General features: G+C 46.0%; 17 protein-coding genes. 9 read left to right on the top strand and 8 right to left on the bottom strand.

Annotation, left to right across the window (positions count from 1 at the left end):
• The first annotated feature begins 42 nt into the window (after positions 1–42).
• From GC093_RS03680 to GC093_RS03695, 4 genes are all read left to right on the top strand, one after another.
• The gene (locus GC093_RS03680) at positions 43–1,542 is read left to right on the top strand and encodes an extracellular solute-binding protein (protein WP_171650499.1); all 1,500 of its coding nucleotides are present in this window, start codon (positions 43–45) and stop codon (positions 1,540–1,542) included.
• Positions 1,543–1,681: 139 nt separating this feature from the next.
• Positions 1,682–3,976, top strand: coding sequence for a helix-turn-helix domain-containing protein (locus GC093_RS03685; RefSeq protein ID WP_171650500.1), 2,295 nt, complete (start codon positions 1,682–1,684; stop codon positions 3,974–3,976).
• A 55-nt stretch (positions 3,977–4,031) separates the two neighbouring features.
• Positions 4,032–5,252 carry a mandelate racemase/muconate lactonizing enzyme family protein gene (locus tag GC093_RS03690; RefSeq protein WP_171650501.1) on the top strand — a complete coding sequence of 407 codons (1,221 nt, stop codon included), beginning with the start codon at positions 4,032–4,034 and terminating at the stop codon, positions 5,250–5,252.
• A 21-nt stretch (positions 5,253–5,273) separates the two neighbouring features.
• Positions 5,274–6,296 (top strand): dienelactone hydrolase family protein, encoded by a 1,023-nt coding sequence (locus GC093_RS03695; RefSeq protein WP_171650502.1) that lies wholly within the window; start codon positions 5,274–5,276, stop codon positions 6,294–6,296.
• 62 nt (positions 6,297–6,358) lie between these two features.
• Here the strand turns inward: GC093_RS03695 and GC093_RS03700 are convergent, their stop codons facing one another.
• Both GC093_RS03700 and GC093_RS03705 read right to left on the bottom strand, forming a co-directional pair.
• Entirely contained in the window at positions 6,359–7,150 is a 792-nt protein-coding gene (locus tag GC093_RS03700; protein ID WP_171650503.1) for an HAD family hydrolase, read from the bottom strand.
• Positions 7,147–7,926, bottom strand: a complete 780-nt coding sequence (locus GC093_RS03705) for a DeoR/GlpR family DNA-binding transcription regulator (RefSeq protein ID WP_171650504.1) — start codon at positions 7,924–7,926, stop codon at positions 7,147–7,149. The genes GC093_RS03700 and GC093_RS03705 overlap by 4 nt, the downstream gene beginning before the upstream one ends.
• Before the next feature lie 274 nt (positions 7,927–8,200).
• Here GC093_RS03705 and GC093_RS03710 point away from each other — a divergent pair, with 274 nt between their 5' ends.
• Positions 8,201–9,295, top strand: a complete 1,095-nt coding sequence (locus GC093_RS03710) for an acyltransferase (protein WP_312886454.1) — start codon at positions 8,201–8,203, stop codon at positions 9,293–9,295.
• Between the two features lie 144 nt (positions 9,296–9,439).
• Here GC093_RS03710 and GC093_RS03715 read toward each other — a convergent pair whose 3' ends face one another.
• Positions 9,440–12,121: a family 78 glycoside hydrolase catalytic domain gene (locus GC093_RS03715; protein WP_171650505.1), complete on the bottom strand. Its 2,682-nt coding sequence runs from the start codon at positions 12,119–12,121 to the stop codon at positions 9,440–9,442.
• A 144-nt stretch (positions 12,122–12,265) separates the two neighbouring features.
• Between GC093_RS03715 and GC093_RS03720 the strand changes: the two genes are divergently transcribed.
• Positions 12,266–13,153: a helix-turn-helix domain-containing protein gene (locus GC093_RS03720; RefSeq protein WP_171650506.1), complete on the top strand. Its 888-nt coding sequence runs from the start codon at positions 12,266–12,268 to the stop codon at positions 13,151–13,153.
• Between the two features lie 29 nt (positions 13,154–13,182).
• On the opposite strand, the gene GC093_RS03725 is transcribed toward GC093_RS03720, so the two are convergent.
• Entirely contained in the window at positions 13,183–14,433 is a 1,251-nt protein-coding gene (locus GC093_RS03725; protein ID WP_171650507.1) for a S8 family peptidase, read from the bottom strand.
• Between the two features lie 173 nt (positions 14,434–14,606).
• On the opposite strand from GC093_RS03725, the gene GC093_RS03730 reads away from it, so the two are divergent.
• The gene (locus GC093_RS03730) at positions 14,607–14,882 is read left to right on the top strand and encodes a hypothetical protein (RefSeq protein ID WP_246313415.1); all 276 of its coding nucleotides are present in this window, start codon (positions 14,607–14,609) and stop codon (positions 14,880–14,882) included.
• Between the two features lie 147 nt (positions 14,883–15,029).
• On the opposite strand, the gene GC093_RS03735 is transcribed toward GC093_RS03730, so the two are convergent.
• The gene (locus GC093_RS03735) at positions 15,030–15,338 is read right to left on the bottom strand and encodes a hypothetical protein (protein WP_171650508.1); all 309 of its coding nucleotides are present in this window, start codon (positions 15,336–15,338) and stop codon (positions 15,030–15,032) included.
• 230 nt (positions 15,339–15,568) lie between these two features.
• On the opposite strand from GC093_RS03735, the gene GC093_RS03740 reads away from it, so the two are divergent.
• Together GC093_RS03740 and GC093_RS03745 are read left to right on the top strand one after the other, a co-directional pair.
• Complete coding sequence (locus GC093_RS03740) at positions 15,569–15,802, top strand: hypothetical protein (RefSeq protein ID WP_171650509.1); 234 nt, start codon at positions 15,569–15,571, stop codon at positions 15,800–15,802.
• Between the two features lie 274 nt (positions 15,803–16,076).
• Entirely contained in the window at positions 16,077–17,414 is a 1,338-nt protein-coding gene (locus tag GC093_RS03745) for a DRTGG domain-containing protein (protein ID WP_171650510.1), read from the top strand.
• An 89-nt stretch (positions 17,415–17,503) separates the two neighbouring features.
• Here the strand turns inward: GC093_RS03745 and GC093_RS03750 are convergent, their stop codons facing one another.
• The 3 genes from GC093_RS03750 to GC093_RS03760 all read right to left on the bottom strand — a co-directional run bounded on the left by GC093_RS03750 (position 17,504) and on the right by GC093_RS03760 (position 18,811).
• Complete coding sequence (locus tag GC093_RS03750; protein ID WP_171650511.1) at positions 17,504–17,794, bottom strand: YtpI family protein; 291 nt, start codon at positions 17,792–17,794, stop codon at positions 17,504–17,506.
• 187 nt (positions 17,795–17,981) lie between these two features.
• Complete coding sequence (locus tag GC093_RS03755; protein ID WP_246313328.1) at positions 17,982–18,482, bottom strand: sporulation membrane protein YtrI; 501 nt, start codon at positions 18,480–18,482, stop codon at positions 17,982–17,984.
• A complete protein-coding gene (locus GC093_RS03760; RefSeq protein ID WP_171650513.1) occupies positions 18,479–18,811 on the bottom strand; it encodes a YtrH family sporulation protein in 333 nt (110 codons plus the stop codon). The genes GC093_RS03755 and GC093_RS03760 overlap by 4 nt, the downstream gene beginning before the upstream one ends.
• Between the last annotated feature and the right edge of the window lie 22 nt (positions 18,812–18,833).

Here is an 18,833-nt window from a genome sequence, read left to right on the forward strand (position 1 = left end):
AAACGCATTCTAATTTACAATGAGATCAGGAGGCATATATACATGGATACAAAACGTTTATTCAAGCAGGGTCTGCTTACCGCAGGAGCCTTATCACTGGTAATCACTTCGGCATGTGCAAATGGAGAATCAGCCCCAAGTGGAGCGGCTCCATCCGGTCCCATCGAAATTACAATGATGAACCAGTATTTGACTGCGGAGCCGCCCAAAATGGATAGTGAGCCGATGAAGCTGCTGCAGGAATATACCAACACCAAGCTAAACGTGACTTGGGTGCCAAGCGCCAGCTACAGTGAGAAGGTTACGGCTTCCATTGCTGTGGCCGGTGATTTGCCGAAGGTGCTCTTGGTTAAGGATGATCGCAATCCGGCTATTATCGAGGCGGCGCGAGCGGGATTGTTCTGGGAGGTAGGGCCCTATCTGAAGGACTATCCGAACTTGAAAACGCTGGATGCAGCCCGATTGAGTAACATCTCCGTTGATGGCAAAGTATACGGTATATTCCGTTGGAGAGCGATTGCGCGCAACGGTCTAATCATCCGCAAGGATTGGCTGGATAACCTAGGTCTTCAGGAACCCAAAACCATAGAGGAATTACTGAATGTGTTCAAGGCATTCACTTATAACGACCCGGACAAGAATGGGAAGAACGATACATTCGGCATTGCGTTTGATGCCAACAGCGCACAATTTTACCACTTTCTCTCCATTATGGGTGCACCTAACACTTGGGAGTATAAAGACGGCCGCATGACGCCGGATTTCATGACAAAGCCTTATGTGGATACTCTTAAGCTGCTTAAGCAAATGTATGCGGATAAAGTATTCAACAGTGATTTTCCTGTAGTTAAAGACCGTACGGTACTGCTGAATCAAGGTAAAGCAGGTGTCTACATCGGGGCTTATGATGATTTAAATGCGAGATTTACAGATTTATTCAAATCGAACCCGAACGCCAAGCTGGATACTATCGCAAATGTAAGCGGCCCTAACGGCATCAAGGTACAAGGGGGAACCGGCTATAATAGTGTGTTCATGATTCCCAAAACAAGCGTGAAAACAGAGGCTGAGTTGAAGCAGGTATTAACCTTTATCGATAAGCTCGGTGACGAGAAAGTACAAAATTTGATGACATGGGGAATCGAAGGCAAGCACTATAAGGTTGAGAATGGTAAAGCTGTCCGTATCGACGAGAAGGTTTTCACGGATGAAGTATATAACACCTTATTCCAGTTAATGGTATTTGACGGCAGCAAGGCACTTGCAGGCAATGTTGATCCGAGCGTAGCCAAGTTCAATAAACTGATTCAGGAGAATGAAAAATATGCGGTTCCCAATCCGGCTCTGCCTCTCCTCTCCAAAACCTATATGGAAAAAGGAAAGCAGCTTGATCAGGTGGTTACCGATGCCAGAACTAAATTCATTATAGGTGAATTGGATGAGAAAGGCTTTGAGCAAGCGGTAGCGAATTGGCAGAAAAATGGCGGCGACCAAGTAATCTCCGAATATAAGAGCGACTATGAGAAAACAATGAAAAAGTAAGCAGTAAAGGGGGGCCGAAGCGGGTTCCCCTTCCCTTTTCATTAAAAAGTCTCGCTGATGATTATATGATTTCATCAAGCTCTATGCGATAATGATGGCAGAATTATCTCCCAATGGACTTTAAGAAAGAGAGAACGCCATGAAGCTGAGCTTGTCCCGTTATCAGATAAAATTATTCACCTTATGCCTGTTGTTTGGAGCTATTCCTGTTATAGTCCTGGGCATTTTTTCGTATCTCAAATCCTCCAGCATTATTGAAAGCAAGGTGCTGCAAGGGAATGATCAATTGCTGCTGCAAACGCAAACCCAGCTTGAAAATACATTGAAGATCATCGATTTTTCGATTTTTCAGGTGGCGAGCTCACAGGCTGTAAGCGATGTTCTTCAAATACCGATCCAAGCAAAGGATTTTCCGCTGGTTGATAAATTGCTTGAAACGCTGCAGCGCATTCAAATCTATGAGCTGGGGATTAGGGATATCCAGTTGATTAACCTGGATTATCAATGGGTCATTAGCAATAAAGGCTATGTTAAGCTGGATGAGTTTTCGGATGCGAGCCGACTCTCTTCTTATACGCTCCTGGACAAGCCCTTCAAATGGATTAGCCAAGTATCGGATGGTCAGAACGGGGAGTCCAAGCATTCGAGTATCACCTTAGTCAAACGATTTCCCAGCTATTCGGTGAATCCGTCTGCGTTATTAGTCACTCAAATGTCCAATCAGGAGCTATTCAGGCTGCTGCCAAAAAGCAGCGAGCTGGGATCTCTGGTCATTCTCGATGAGAATGGGGAGATCATCACGGATGACCTAAAGTCCGGATTTGATTTGGCCTTGCGAAATTCGCCATTGTTCGGTGATGTAAAACAGACACCGGAAGCCAGCGGCTACCGAATCGGACGAATCGGTCCGGAGGAATATGGTTTTACTTTCCGCAAGTCTTCCTATAACGGTTGGACCTACCTGTCTATTGTTTCAATTGACAGTATTACGCGCGAGTCGAAATCGATTGGATGGGCAACCATTTGGGCAAGTGTCATTATCATTGTTCTGATTATTCTGCTGTCTATGCAGGGAGCAAACAAGCTTTATTCGCCCTTACGCACCTTGTATCAGAGGACAGCAGGATCAGATGATGCCCCTGATCCTCAGGAGCCGCAGGATGAGTTTCAGGCGATCGAACGGCGAATGGAGAAAATGTCGCAGAACTACATCCATATGACCAGCCACGTACAAAGACTGAGGCAGCAGCTAAAGCCGTTTATGATATTCAAGCTGGTTCAAGGTGAATTGACGCACAAGGAAATTGAGGAGCAGCTTCAGTTATTCGGATTTTCCCGGAAATTTCGTTGGCTAGCCGTGGTAGCTATTCAGATCGACACGCTGGAGCAAACTCGTTATTTGGAAAGTGACCGCGATTTACTGTTGTTTGCGATTAGTAACATTGTTGAGGATACAGTTCTGCCGGAGCATCGCCTGAGTCCTGTTGTCATTGAGCAATCGCAGGTGACTGTTTTCAGCGGCAATCATGAATCGGTTGAAGACTTCAAGGCATTCATGTACGATACAATCAAGCAGGTTCAGGAAAATGTGCTGGCCTTTCTTGGTCTCCCTGTCAGCGCAGGGATCAGCCGCCCTTATTCAACCTATGATTGTACGCCTAAAGCGTATGCTGAAGGTCTCGATGCTTTGAAATACCGTATTACGAAGGATACCGAGACGATTCTTTTTATTGAGAATGAAGAGCCTGAGACGCAAATGGTGTATTTTCCTGAGCATTTGGAGAAGCAGCTAGTCGAGGCTGTAAAGTTTTCGGATGAGAGGCGGGCTGCTGCCTTGCTGAAGGAATTTTTGCAGATCTTGTCCAATCGGGAGCTGACCCACAACCAAATGCAGAACTGGCTGATGAAGCTTTTGTTGGATTTGTTATACATTCCAGAGCTGCCGGATACTGCCTTCTCTTCTCTTGATACGAATGCCATACCTCTGTATGTGCAGCTGAAAAGGCTTAATACCGTTCAAGAAATTGAGCAATGGTTTACTCAGCAAATCATAGAGCCTATCATTCGTTCGGGAGAACAAAGCAATGAAGCGCCGTACAACAAAATATCCAATGAGGTTATCCGGATTATTCAGAGTGAATATGATCGTGAGCTTACGCTGGAGGAGTGTGCTTCCAGGCTTAACTATCATTCCAGCTACATCCGTCGTGCGCTCAAGAAGAGCTTGGACATTAATTTTACTGACTATTTGCTTACGTACCGGATGGAAATTGCAAAGAAATGGCTAGTGGAAACGGAAATGAAAATATCGGATATGGCTCAGAAGCTTCAATATAATAACCCGCAAAATTTTATCCGTTATTTCAAAAAATCGACAGGCATTACGCCGGGGCAGTATCGGGAGATGTGGTTTAACAACAAAGGCGGAGAATAGCGTGCCATGTACGGTGTGTAATGAACTATTAAATAATTAATAAGGAGCTGTAACTATGGGAAACCAATATTCGGACCTGTCTTATTTGCATTTAAACGGCGCTCTTACCCAAGCACAAAAGGATGTTAGTCTGGAAGACTTAGAGGCCGCGGCTACTTCCAAAGTGCTGCAAGCTGATGAAATTAAATCTCCTGTAATTATAGAATCGATGGAGCTTCTTTTTAACAACGGTTTATATTTCCTGCGTTCCAGGTCAAAGGACGGCTCTGTAGGAGTGGCAGTGGCAAGCGAGCGTGCAGAATATCTGCATCCCCTTCTTAAGCAGCTGATTATCCCGTTTTTTATAGGCAAAGATGCAAGGGATTTGGAAGCGCTTCTAGACGGCGTCTATGTTTACGAGAATAACTATAAGCTGTCGGGGCTTGCATTATGGTGTTGTATTTCGTGGGTAGAAGCAAGCCTGCTCGATCTGCTGGGCCAAATAAGCGGTAAGTCGATAGGGGATCTTCTAGGAGGAGTTATCCGGAATGAGGTTCCTATTTATGTGGCCAGTGGTAACAGAGGGACTACGCCTGAAGAAGAAATTGCGGTACTGCAAGAAAAGGTAGCGGATACCGGCGCTAAGGCTATTAAATTCAAGGTAGGGGGCCGGATGAGTAAAAACACCGATTCTATCCATGGACGTTCGGAGAGCCTTATTTATATGACACGAAAAATCTTTGGTGATGAGATGAGCATTCATGCAGACGGCAACGGCTCCTATGATCCGCCTATGGCTATCGAATACGGCAAAATGCTGGAGGAAATCAATGCCTTCTTCTATGAAGAGCCATGCCCCTTTGAGCATCTGGAAGATACCAAGGAAGTTGCGGACGCTTTGAGAATTCCTATGGCTTTCGGTGAACAGGAAACCAGCATGAGGCGTTTCAGATGGATCATTGCTAATGATGCGGCACAGGTTGTACAGCCGGACCTCCAGTATAATGGCGGTTTTATTAGGAACACGAGGATTGCTAGGATGGCTGCCCTAAAAGGGATACCGGTCACACCGCATATCTCCAGCGGATATGGATACGTATATGTGCTTCATTTTGCTTCTTATATTCCCAACATAGGCAAGTTCCAGGAAAATAAAACCGGAGTTAAAGATACCCGCTTCTTATTTACACCGCAAATGGAAGTCAAGGATGGAATTATCAAGGCTCCTACAGGCCCGGGTCTTGGGATGGACGACTCAGTTGTTAAAAGCGTACTCCGCAAAGCTTATTTAGTATAAGGAAAAGGAGGAGCAGCTGACATGTGGAATCCGGATGATTTTCTTGAACAATTGTATAACCAGACTCCTGAGTATGCCTTCAAAGCCGAAACCTACGACCAATGGGCTGAATGGAGAGCCAATTTAAAGGAAGTACTAATACAAGCACTTGTTTTACCGCCTAAATCAGGCACAGACTTGAATCCTGTGCTTATTGAACGGGTTGATTGCGGAGAGTACATTCGGGAGCATATACAGCTTACTACGGCTCCTCATCTGCTAATGCCGCTTTATCTGCTAATCCCTAAGAGTGGGCCATTGCCCTACCCTGCTATTGTGGCTTGTCCCGGGCATGGCTATGGGTATAAAGAGTTAACGGGCTTGCTTCCTGATGGAAGTGTCCGGCCGGAGGGACCAGGGATATACAAGGATTTTCCGATAGAGCTGGCTAAGCGGGGATTTATGGTGATAGTGCCCGAATTGCTCGGCTTAGGTGATAGAAGGCTGGAGCAGGACAGGGCTAAGGAGCCCAAGGATAATTCATGCTTCCGATTATCGACGAATCTGCTGATGGCCGGGAAAACGCTTGCCGGATACCGGGTGCATGAGATGATGTGCTGTGTAGACTATTTACTGTCTCGAACGGATGTGGCATCGGACAGAATAGGTTGTATGGGATTCTCTGGGGGTGGGCTAGTCATGGCTTTAACGGCCGCCATCGATGAAAGAATACGTGCAGCTGTCATCAGCGGTTACACGAATACTTACAGGGATAGTATTCTGGCCAAGCCTCATTGCTCGGATAATTACATCCCCGGACTTCTGAATGCTGCCGAGATGCCGGATATTTTCGGGTTGATCGCGCCTCGGCCATTACTTATAGAGTCCGGCCAAGAGGACAAGGGGTTTCCGATTCACGGTACGCTTAAGGCGATCGAACAACTGCATACTATTTATCAAGCAGCAAATGCGGATGATAAGCTTGATAAGGACATCCATTCAGGGAAGCATGAGGTTTCCGGGCTAATAGCCTATGATTGGCTTAAAGCTCGTCTATCAGTGTGAAGGAACGCAATAAAGGCTGCTGCCAACGTACATACTAGCAGCAGCCACCCCGTATTCATCTACTAATTTACGGCCTGCTTCAATGCCCAATCAACGGCATCGGCCACACGATCCACTACGTAAGCTGCCTGTGCCTTAATATCTGAATGGCTGGAGCTCATAGCAAAGCTATGCGGTGTGCTCTGGAACATCGAAACATCATTGAATGAATCGCCGATGCAGATTGTTTCCTCAGGCAGAATACCGAGTTGTGCTTGCAGCGCCTTCAGACCTGCGCCTTTGGAAATATGACGGGGCATGACATCCAGACAGTTGACATCGGATATGTAGGCATCGATTTTATCCCCATGAACCGAAAGCAGGTGCTGTTTGAACGTCAGCAGCTGCTCAATATCACCCAAATAAGAAATTTTACAGCACATCAATTCACCGCCGAGCGCTTCCAGAGCGTTTGGCATCACAATGAGCGGAGCCAACAAGTTTTGTTGGACTTTTTCATTTTCAGCGCTATGGCTGGTGACCACATAAGTATCGGGACTGCACATTACGGTAAAAAAAGGCGTTTCCTTCGCTGCTACAGCCAGCTGCCGAATCAGCTCCGTTTCAAAGCTGTCGTGCCGGATCAAATTTTTGTCTGAAGTGTGCACATAAGCGCCATTTTGCGAGACTGCATGTACGTCCAAGCCAATCAGCTTCATAATATGCCGGATCTCTGGGTACATGCGCCCTGAAGCGAAGGTAATAATAATGCCGCTTTCGAAGGCTTTTCTTAATGCTTCTTGATCCTCTAACCGAACGGTATGGTCCTTCTGCATTAAAGTGCCGTCTAAGTCGCTGACTATCAGCTTGATCATGGTTGATTCTCTCCTTTGGCTATCATGATGTCTATTTCATGCAGAAGCAGGGCTTCCTTCAATCGTTCGTCAGGCTCCTGATCGGTAATGAGAATATCGATCATCTCCAAACCCGCAATTCGGTGAAATTGGCGTTTGCCGAATTTGGTGTGGTCTACCAACAGAATGACCTGATCGGCACGGCGCATCATTTCTTTTAGAATGTAGCCATCCTCCTCATTTGGGGTAGTTATTCCGTCAGCTGTAATTGCGCATACTCCCATAAAAAGCTTATGAACATAATAATCACTGAGCATTTCTATAGCACGGGAACCATAAATAAATCGATGCTCTTGATGAAGTAATCCACCTAGCAGATGGATGGAGATACCTTCTTTTTGATTCAAAATACCGGCAATGTCTATCGAGTTTGTAACGGCCACATGGCCTTTGGTATAGATTTGCTCGGCGGCGCTTTGTACAGTGGTTGAGGCATCCAATAGCAAGTATTCGCCGTCATGGAGCAGAGAGGCGGCAAGCTTGCCGATCGCTTTTTTTGATTCTGTTGTTGATTCGTCCAAAAGTCTGTCGTCGTAATTGGCAATGGTTTTGGACAAAGTAGGCAGTATTGCCCCACCTCGGGTTCGTAATATATGGCCCTGCTCCTCCAGCTTGATAATGTCCCGGCGTGCAGTGTCACGTGAAACGTCAAACAAACCGCATATGTTCTCGGTGCTGATCCGTTTGTGCTTTTCTAAATAATGGACAATTTCGATCAGCCGTTCTTCTTGATACACAGGGAGGCCTCCTTTGTTAAGGGTTCAAGATCAGCTTATATGAGGAATTATAAGGGGTAATCAGTTGATTCGCAACATATTTTAAGTGAATTTAAGTAAATAATAAGTAAATATAAGTGTTTATGCATAAATGTGAGCGACTGCTTAACCGTTGATACAGGTACACCTAAATATGGTACAATGCTTGAAGATAACCTTACAATGAGAGTTCAAAAGGGTGTTTTTTGAATAACCTCTTGTAACCTGAATTAAGGACGGAAGGATTGGAATAGCGGTGGTCAAAAAGAAATCAAAACTGGTAGAGCTGGACATCGTAAGAGCATTCGCCATACTAGCTGTGCTTATTATTCACGGAACATCCGAGGCAACCGTAGAGCTGCCTGTCGGATCAGGCTCTCAAGCGTTATTTCTAGCTGTTAATAAGCTGAGCAATTTTGCAGTTCCCTTATTTATTCTGCTTAGTGGATTGGTGCTTTTTTACCGGTATATCGACGATTGGAGCGGTAAGCAGGCGGTTACCTTTTATTTGAAACGCGTAAAGCAGATTTTATTTCCTTACTTGATTTGGTCGGCGTTTTATTATTTGTATAATCAATGGATTTTCTATCCTCAACAGCTGCACTGGGATTGGGCCCAGTTTCTTGATTTGCTGCCATGGGCAGACGCTTCGTACCATCTGTATTTTATGGTTATTATTGTTCAGTTTTACTTGCTGTTTCCGCTGTTGGTCTGGCTTTGCAGAGCTTGGAGCGGCTTTCGTAAGAGCTTGTTTTTTATCGGCATTGCGATTCAGGCAGCATTTTACAGCTATAACCATTGGATAGAACCGTTGAATCATACGGCGTCATTGAGTGTAACGTATTTCAGCCTCTTTACTTTGGGCGGATATATTGGAATGAATTATGATGTGTTTACAGCTTGGATTTCCAGGCATATCCGTTGGGTGCTGCCGTTAACCATTCTGCTTGGCTTAGGTTTTATGGGCTTGTTCTTGCTGGAGGTATTGACGAAAGCGGTTCTGGATAATACTTGGTATACATTGCTGTTCAACATTTATCCGATGTTTGCAGCTATGAGCTTTATATGGATTGGACGCAAGCTTCTCCAGCATTGGCCTAAAGTGAGTCGGGCTCTGCTCTCACTCGGTGCAGTATCGTTCGGCATCTACTTGATGCATCCGGCCGTATTGACCTACTGGCGTACACATGCTGTGATCGGCAGCGGGAGTATGCTGGATTACTATGCTTATACGATCAGCGCCTTTTTACTCAGCCTGCTTGTCCCTTGGGTTGTCATTTCCATCTATGGGCGAATCAGAAAATCAATCCGTTCTACCCGCAGTCGTCCGCCTCAACGGGGCGCTGCTTAAGAGAAGCCTGCAATATCAATTTCCCAAAAAATTCATGCTTCTATAGTTGATGAAGCAGCAAAGAAACCTCTAACTTCCACTTTTATAAAATGGAGGTAGAGGTTTCTTTGTGTTTATTTGCTATAGTTATTGCTGTTATTGCTGTTATTGCTGCAAATAGTGAAATTGATAGCTGCCGGAGCCCACCAACATAGTAACACCTTCTGCCGTTTGCTCACGCACATGAATACCTTCTGCGGCGAGAACGGAAGCCTCGCCTTCCTTCAAGGATTCCAGCCGAGCATCGGTCAGCTGCACGGTAGCCGATGTATTAGGCGGGATCGTAATATTAACGGTCATTTTGCCGTCAGCAGCTAGTATCCACTCTGACCGAATCTCTCCATAAATCGATTCGTATCCGGCCTTCACGTAGTCAAACCCATAACCTGCCTTCGGGCGAATATGGATATGCTTATAGCCTGCTTGCTTATGATCGGTATCAATGCCTGCTACAACCTGGTAGAGCCAGTCACCGATTGCCCCATATGCGTAATGATTGAATGAATTCATATTATCGCTCCAGAAGCTTCCGTCTGCCTTAATCCCATCCCAATGCTCCCACATGGTAGTCGCCCCTTTCGTTACAGGGAACAGCCAGGAAGGGTAGCTTTCCTGCAAAACAAGCTTGAGCGCTACATCATGGTATCCATTCTCTGTAAGTACATGGCATAAGTAGGGGGTGCCGACAAAACCGGTTGTCAGATGGAACTGCTGCTCCTCAATCAAATCTACCAGTGTCTTAATTACGCGGCTGTGCGTTTCTCCTTCAACGAGCCCGAACATCAGCACTAGAACATGGGCGGTTTGCGTTGGTGCAATAAGTCTGCCGGCAGGCGTAATGAATTCATGGCAGAACTGCTTTTTGATATTATCACTCAAGCTTTGGTAGGCTTCGGCATCCTCGCGATTGCCGAGCACATCCGCAGCTAGGCTCAGAAGGCGGGTAGAGTGGTAATAAAATGCAGATGCAATCAAATCTTTAGGCGTAGACCCTGTATAGCTGTCTTCTCGCGCATCTAGCCCGAGCCAATCCCCAAAATGGAAGCCTGTATTCCACAATAAGGAATTGACGCCCTGACTGCGTATATATTCAACCCAGCCCTTCATACTGCCATACTGCTCCTCAAGAATGCGTGTATCCCCATAGCACAAGTACATAGTCCAAGGACAAATGACGGCTGCATCTCCCCATGCGGAAGAGGAGTGGGTGTCCTTTGATAGAACATCGGGCACGACAAAGGGAACTCCGCCATCAGGGAATTGGTCAGCTCTCAAATCCTTAAGCCATTTGGTGAAAAAGGAGGCTACATTCATATTGAACGCCGATGTCCGGACAAATACCTGGGCATCGCCAGTCCAGCCTAACCGCTCATCTCTTTGCGGACAATCCGTTGGGACATCAACAAAATTCCCTTTTTGCCCCCACAGTATGTTGTGCTGAAGCTGATTAATCAAGGGATGGGAGCATTCAAAGCTGCCTGTTTGCTCCAAATCCGAATGAATTACGCAGCCTGTAAAATGTTCAGGAAGCACCTCGCCCGGATAGCCCTCGACCTTGACATATTGGAAGCCTTGGAAGGTGAAGCGGGGCTCGTAGCTTTCCGTACCTTCCCCTTTGCAGGTATAGGTTATAGTTTGCTTCGCGGACCGTAAATTCCCTATATAAAAGTTTCCGTCCTTGTCGAGTACTTCCGCATGCTGAAGCGTGATGGTTCGGCCAGCCTCACCCTTAACCGTAAAACGCATCCAGCCAACCATGTTTTGTCCCATATCGAGGACGGTTTCGCCCGCAGGCGTATACAGCACCTGAACCGGACGAATCTCCTCAACAATCCTCATCGGTTCATTCTCCTGTGCGATAAGCAAGTCCAGTGTTGAATCCACAATAGTGACGGCTCTCCAATCCGTGTCGTCATAACCGGAGGCACTCCATCCATTTGCTTCCATCCGTGCGTCATATGTCTCGCCATGATACAGCTCAGCCATACGGATCGGCCCTTCCGATGCTTTCCAGCTGTCATCCGTTGCAAGTGTCTGCTCACTGCCGTCCGCGTACACAATATGAAGCTGCATCATCCCTGCACGGTATTCTCCGAAGCAGTTGCGTTGTTCCTTCCATGCCAGGTTGCCTCTGTACCAGCCGTCAGCCAGCATCAGCCCGATGGCGTTGTCGCCTGCTTGCAGCAAACTTGTAACGTCATACGTTTGATATTGCAGTCTTTTGCTATAGCTGGTCCATCCCGGTGTGAGCAGCCAATCGCCAACTCGTTGACCGTTAAGCTGCAATTCGTACAAGCCCAAGGCAGTTACAAAGACAACAGCGGATTTAACTTTTACTTCTTCTTTAATATCGAATGCTTTGCGCAGCAGGTCGGCAGGCTCGGACTTACCCGTTGATTGACCATACATGCCGGTGACCCATTGTGCTTTCCAACCGGCTGAGCTTAATAATCCAGTGATCCAGTAAGCAGTCTCACTCCAGCCGCTTTCCTCATCCGATGTGCTCCATATTCTTACCCGGTACGAATATTTGGTGCTGGGCTGCAGCGGGTCTCCCTCGTACTCCACATGAACAGAATGGTCGGAGATTATCTTTCCTGAGTCCCATGCCAGTGGGCCTGTGAAGGATCCGGCATTGTCAGCCGAAACCTGGATTTGATAGGCAGCTTGCTTCACATTCCTACCGCTTGCTGCCATCTGCCAGCTAAGTCTAGGTTTTAATACATCGATTCCTACTGGATTATTACGGTATTCACAACGGAGCTTCTTGGCTTTTAGATCCTGCATAAGGGCACCTCTTTTTGTAGGATTTGTCTTTCATTCTATTATGACTAAGCTATAAGTTAATGGGTTGTTTTAGACATAGTTATAGGGGTATACTGACCTTGTAAGCCTTTCCAAGTTTAGGACGTTTAAGGAGACTATGAGCCGATGACCATTCGTAGAACGATTGGATCGATGCATGGACAAATGTTTTTCGAGCCTGGATTTCCATTATATGTGAATAGGGCTAGCGAATCGTTTGAATTGCTGGAGCACTCGCATGATTTTGTTGAAATTACCTATGTAAGCGAAGGGAAAGGGTTTCATTATATAAGGGATGAGATCATTGCTGTCCAAAAAGGAGATTTATTTTTCATACCTGTTGGCACCTCTCACGTATTCAGGCCGGCGCATGCAGCAGCTAAGGATAAGCTCATCGTATACAATTGTCTTTTTCATGAGCAGCTTTTTGAACAAATGGCGGGGAATTATTCGGAGCTTCTAACTTCAGCAGACAGAGATGTCCTTCTTACGCTGCAAAAGGAAACAACGTGGTTTCAGCAAAAAGAGCAATTCGGAGAAATAGGCGTGTTGATGAGCCGCTTGCACATCGAATTCTCGCAGGCAAAAGCGGCTCGGAGGTTTATGCTGCTTTCCTATGTGATACAGCTGTTGGTGCTGCTGTACCGCTCCAGACAGCCGGTTGGACAGGGGGCCGAATTGTTGTTGGAGAACAATCGTATGGATGAGGTACTCGGGTTTATTCAGCAGCAGCTTCAAAATCCGCCATCGCTGCCTGAAATCGCCGCCAAAATAAACGTGGGTCCAAGGCAGTTCCACCGTTTGATCAAACAGGCGACAGGGCAAACGTATACGGAGTACCTGCATAATGTTAGAATTCAAAAATGCTGCGAGCTGCTGAATAGAACGAACAGTAAAATAAGTGAAATTGCAGAGCTCGCAGGATATCAGGATATGAAATATTTTCATTCATTATTCAAGCGGATAACAGGCATGTCGCCACAGCAATTCCGCAAGCAGTCGGTAAAACAATGAAGGATTTACTCTTACTTTTTTGAGATAAGCTATCTTTTCCTGGAGCCTGCAGCAAACCGACTATTTAACTCGCCGGTGCCCTGTGTGTTGGATGGCATCCTTAAAGAGAAGGCATTTCGTTTAATCAGCAATTTGATCTGCTGCGGACGAAGCCGAGGATACTTCTGCAGCAGCTGGGCTGCGGTTCCCGCTGTGATGGGTGCCGAAAAGCTGGTGCCGGACAACCGCATATAGCCTTTCGGAAGGCCGCCTCGTGGAGATAAGCGATCCAAGATAGAGCCAGGAGCCCGCAGCGAAACGATGTTGACGCCAGGCGCCAAGGTATCCGGCTTTATCAAGCCTCCTTTAGCCGGTCCGCGGCCTGAAAATGCGGCAACACGGTCATCTGATTGCCGCACGGTACGCCGATCGTCCACTGCGCCTACTGTGATCGCTGAGGGGCTTGTTCCCGGTGATGTGACGGAGCCTTTGGCTGGGCCGTTGTTTCCAGCGGCTACGGTTACGACGATACCGGCTTTGACTGCCTTCTCGATCGCTTGGCACAGAGGATCGTTCTTGCAAGGCTCCAAAGCTGGTTTGCCCAGAGACAGATTCAAGACGCGAATGCCAAGCCTTTTACGATGAGTTATGCACCATTGAATGCCTCTGATAATAGTTGAATCGAAGCCTCCGCCTTGATTGTCAAGTACCTTTACACCAACAATTTTGGCTTGCGGTGCAACCCCTCTGTACTTCCCTTTGCTTGAATAGCCATTTCCGGCTGCATCTCCTGCCACATGTGTTCCATGGCCATTGTCGTCATATGGTTTTTTTTTATGGCTAATAAAATCTTTAAAGGCTTTAATCCGGTTGTACGGCTTCGTCAAATCGGGATGGCGAGCGACACCTGTATCAAGCACGGCAATAGTTATCCCTCGACCGGTCAGCCGCTTTCGCTGCAGGCTGGTAGCGCCGACTGCAGGAGTAGCGATGTTGAGCTTGGTGCTGTTTCTTCGGTCCAACATAACCTTAGCAACACCTTTATGGTTGCAGATGGTATCTAGACAGGAAGGAGAAACATGAGCAGACCAACCGTCTACCAGCCATAAGCCTCCTTTGTCCAGAAAATGATGCTTTCGTTGGCACAGCTTATTTCTAAGTTTTGACTGATGCTGCCTGTGAGCGCTCCGGTCACTTCCCGTGAATTGAACGATTATCGGGATGGTGGAGCGGGTTTTGGATCGTTTGCATTGAGCTGCTGCACGATGCAAGGAATGCGTCATAGCCGGGTGTTTTTTCACTACGAATTCATCCCTCCTTCTATGCCTATAAAATATGCAGCATACATGAAATGTTCTATCCTGATTACCGAACCAACATGCCCATTTGTTGTGGCAGTGCTATTTCGTTTCGCCTTCTCATACAATGTATCGTACAAGTTGTAATGAAACGGAGGGATGATCGATTGAAAGGAATGAAAAACATTATGTATATGGGGCTGGCGCTAGGCATGCTGTTTTATGCCGTCCCTAGAATGGATATTCGCTCAGGATTTACACTACCGACCATTTTCGGAATTGTCTGGGTGATGTTTGCCCTCGTAATTATTGCTGCACATTTGCATGAAATTCTAGGAGTCGATGATGAAACGAAGCGAGAGCTGGCCAAGGTCAAGCATATGAAAAAATGGCAATTAGAGCAGATGCTTCAAGGCAAACGTAAAATGCTGCAATTTAAAAAAATGCGCTAAGTAAGCAAGATCAGCTTTATTCGTGAATATCCAATATTAAAAATCAAAGCTGCATAAATTCTTGAACATCGAAATAAAGCCGTTTCCCCAGATTGTGGGGAAACGGCTTTATTTCTGTAATTGTCTTAGTCAGGAATGAGCCTATCCTCAGAGCAACAAAGTAATGGCGAGCAAATTGTACAAAACTAACGGAAGAATTACATTGTTATAAGCATAAGCACCTGCGAATGCGCGAACGTGGCCTTCCATTGGCTTTAAGTATAAGTGGGAGTCGTCGAAATGAACGATATAGCCATGATATATTTGCCCTTGAACGGTTTGTACTTGAACCGGATGATTCATGTGTTTGGAGCAAAGGCCATGGACGTGATCCTTCAATTTGTTCATGGATTCCCACATTGCAGGGTCCATTTGATACAATGGTTGACTCTGTACAGCAGTTGGTTGATTATACATTCGAATCTTGCACCTCCAAGGTTTTCTACTCCATCCTATGCGAATGCCTATTTTTGGTTCATACGAAGCCCATAATTCGAAAAAATGATCGATGATTATGCTGAATAGTGCATTGTTTTGGTTCAAAACCGAAATCAGCGTTTGATGAGGTCATTCGATCTCGGCTTCGTAGGCAGCTCAGTGTTTGATGATTTCATCGATCTCGGCTTCGTACCTAGCTTCAGCGTTTGATGAAGTCATTCGATCTCGGTGCCGCACCCAGCTCAGCGTTTGGCAAGACCTACGAGCGGCAATGGAAGCGAACAAGACATTATTCGAAGCCATTTCCCACCACGAAAACCTGCATCTATACAGGTTTTGGACCGTTTTATCGCAGTCTTCGTGAATTCCTGCAAATGTGCATCTCTTTTCCGTTATTAGCTGAAACCGGACCGCTATGGGTGAAAATTGCTGTATTTTCGTAGTTTTTTCCCCTCAATCAGCAAATTCCGTAGAAAATAACTGCATAATTGCAGGATATTGAGATGGCTAATAATGAGAGGAGGGGCAAGCACTGATTTTGAGGATGAGCTAAGTTGGGATACATGGCTTCGCTCAACCGTTAAGTTAAATGCACTCGTTCCCCTTCCCAGAACACGTAGCAGCTTTTTTATCCTAGGTGCTTTCGTTTCGTAAAAATAGAGCTTATAATAAGTGGTACAGAATAATACAGTATTGTGAGAATGAGGTGTAACAGTTTTGGAGCCATCAACTCAGGAAGCGGCTACTAAGCATGAGCAAATTTTGAAATATATTGAGGGTCTTAAGATTGGTTCCAAAATATCGGTACGGAAAATAGCTGAAAAGCTTGAGGTTAGCGAAGGAACAGCCTACCGTGCGATTAAGGAAGCGGATAATTTGGGGCTAGTCAGCACCAAAGAGAGGGTCGGAACGATCCGTGTAGAAAAAAAACTGCGCGATAATATAGACAAGCTGACCTTTGCTGAGGTTGTTAATATCGTGGATGGAGAAGTGCTTGGCGGCCTTGACGGATTGCAAAAGACGTTGAACAAGTTCGTCATAGGAGCGATGCAGCAGGATGCTATGATGCGCTATATTGATCCAGGCAGCTTGCTCATTGTGGGAAACCGCAGTAAAGCCCATACTTGTGCATTGGAACAAGGGGCGGGTGTGTTGATTACAGGAGGATTCGGTACAAGCGATGAGGTAAAGAAGCTCGCGGACGAGCTGGATCTGCCGATTATATCAAGCAGCTATGATACTTATACTGTGGCATCTATGATAAATAGAGCTATTTATGACCGTCTCATCAAGAAAAAAATATTGCTCATCGAGGATATCGTCCCTCCGCAAATGCTGGTTATGGTGCTTAAAGGCCATCATATGCTTAAGGATTGGCAGCAGCTCCATGAGCAAACAGGTCATAGCCGATTTCCTGTGGTCGATGAATGGAACCGATTGACGGGGATGATTACCTCCAAGGATTTGATTGGTGCTCAGCCTGAGCAGACGATAGATAAGCTGATGACCCGTAATCCATTGACGGTTACTCTTAACACTTCTGTAGCTTCTGCTGCTCATATGATGGTTTGGGAAGGTATAGATCTTCTGCCGGTGATTGATACGAATCGCAAAGTAATGGCAGTTATCAGTCGCAAGGATGTGCTCAAAGCGATGCAGCAAATCCAACGTCAGCCGCAAAATGGTGAAACGTTCGAGGATTTGATTTGGTCTGGGTTTGAGGAGGAGCGGAGCAAGGAGGGGCAGACGGTTTATCGGGGCTTGATTACGCCTCAGATGACCAACCAGCTAGGGACCGTCTCAGAGGGTGTATTGACGATTCTAATGACACAAGCGGCTTATCATGTAATTCAGAATGTGAAGAAGGGCGACCTCGTGATGGACAACATGTCCTCTTATTTTGTGAAGCCTGTGCAAATCGACAGTCAAATCGAAATCCATCCCAAAATAATTGAGGTCAGCCGCAAATTTGGAAAAATCGATGTAGGTATTTACCATGGACCGACATTGGTAGCCAAGGCGATGTTGACCGCCCAATTCATCGACCAGGTGTAACACCTTAAGCCAGAGCCTAGCTTCTGGTTAGAACTGTTAAGAGGGCTGCTGCGCTCGCTTGTAATTAATTGATGTTCTTTATGCCTATATTACTTCAGCTTGCTATAAGCGCTGTGATTACGCAGCCCCGCGAACAAGTTAAAAATGCCGAGCAGGAAGCAAATGGTGCCAAAAACACGGCGAAGGTTGGAATCTGTGAAGAAAAACAGCTGGGAAACAGCGATAACTACAAGCATTGCTCCCATGGCAATGTTCATACGGGCCGCATAGATCCCACGCAGCTTAGGATCTTGAATTCTCCGTGATCGAAAGCTGTAATAGACCGATAATATTAAGGGGACAAAAATAAATAGAGGTAACAAAGCTTGGAGAATTTGCATCTCAGGCACATCCTTTTATTCATTTCTTAGTTGTATCCGTTGAATGGCGCAGAAATGACGTCCAAACGGGATCCTTATTAATGTAACGATTTTCCCTGGGAAATGCAACGAGTGAAGGTGAATGAAGCAGCTGCGGCAGCAATCAACCCTTCAATTGATGCAGTATCTTTTTTAAGTCTGAAAGATTCTAGGGAACGGTGCGCTTCCATTCTTTCGCTATGACCCAAACCTTGAGCTCCGTATGGATTAACAGCATGATTTTAACATTGACGGTGTAATCTTTATCCATAATGGCATGATAGGTCTTCTGTGCTAGCAGCCGTTGGTAAACATGGGGCGATTCCGCGAAATAAGAAATCTTCTGTCCTTTTACGACACTAAGATCGTTGCGCAGACGGCGCTCGATTTCCTGTTCAGTTACCTTATCAAGAGGATTGAGATCTCCGGATTCCACGGTGACATCAATTTGATTGATCGTACTTTGCTGATTTTTGGTTTTTTTATATGAATTGTTATCTTGGATTAGCTTTTCATTCTCAGCCTGGAGCTCCTTATTTAGTATAAGCACCGAATTGAGATGGTGGTGATAGATAGCGGTAAATACAGCGCAGCCAATGATGCCCCCGGCAATAAGCAGGCCCGTTGCTTTCATCAGCCCGGTAAACTGTTCAAAGGGCGGTACCTTCAATTGCTGCTGCCTCCTCTGCAAATCCATTGAATAAGCGTTGTGCCGGTATGCGCTCCTGCAAATGCAAATACAATATATAAAATTTGTTTGATTGCGGGCGACATATAGCCTTCAACCAAGTTGCTCTCTATTACGCGAATGGGATCGATCGTCCCGCCTACTGCAGCTACCAGCGCCCAAATTTTGATTTGTTCTGAGATTAGCAGCATTCTTGTTGTAGGCGGTTCCATAATAAACACAGCTGCTATGCCGCCAAGCATAGTGCCTCCTAGAACAACTCCGAACGCTACAAAAAAATCGACCACGCACTTTGTTAAAAAGCTTGACATGCTCGTTCCCATCCTTCCTTCA

Source organism: Paenibacillus foliorum (assembly GCF_013141765.1).
GTDB classification, from domain to species: Bacteria; Bacillota; Bacilli; order Paenibacillales; family NBRC-103111; genus Paenibacillus_S; species Paenibacillus_S foliorum.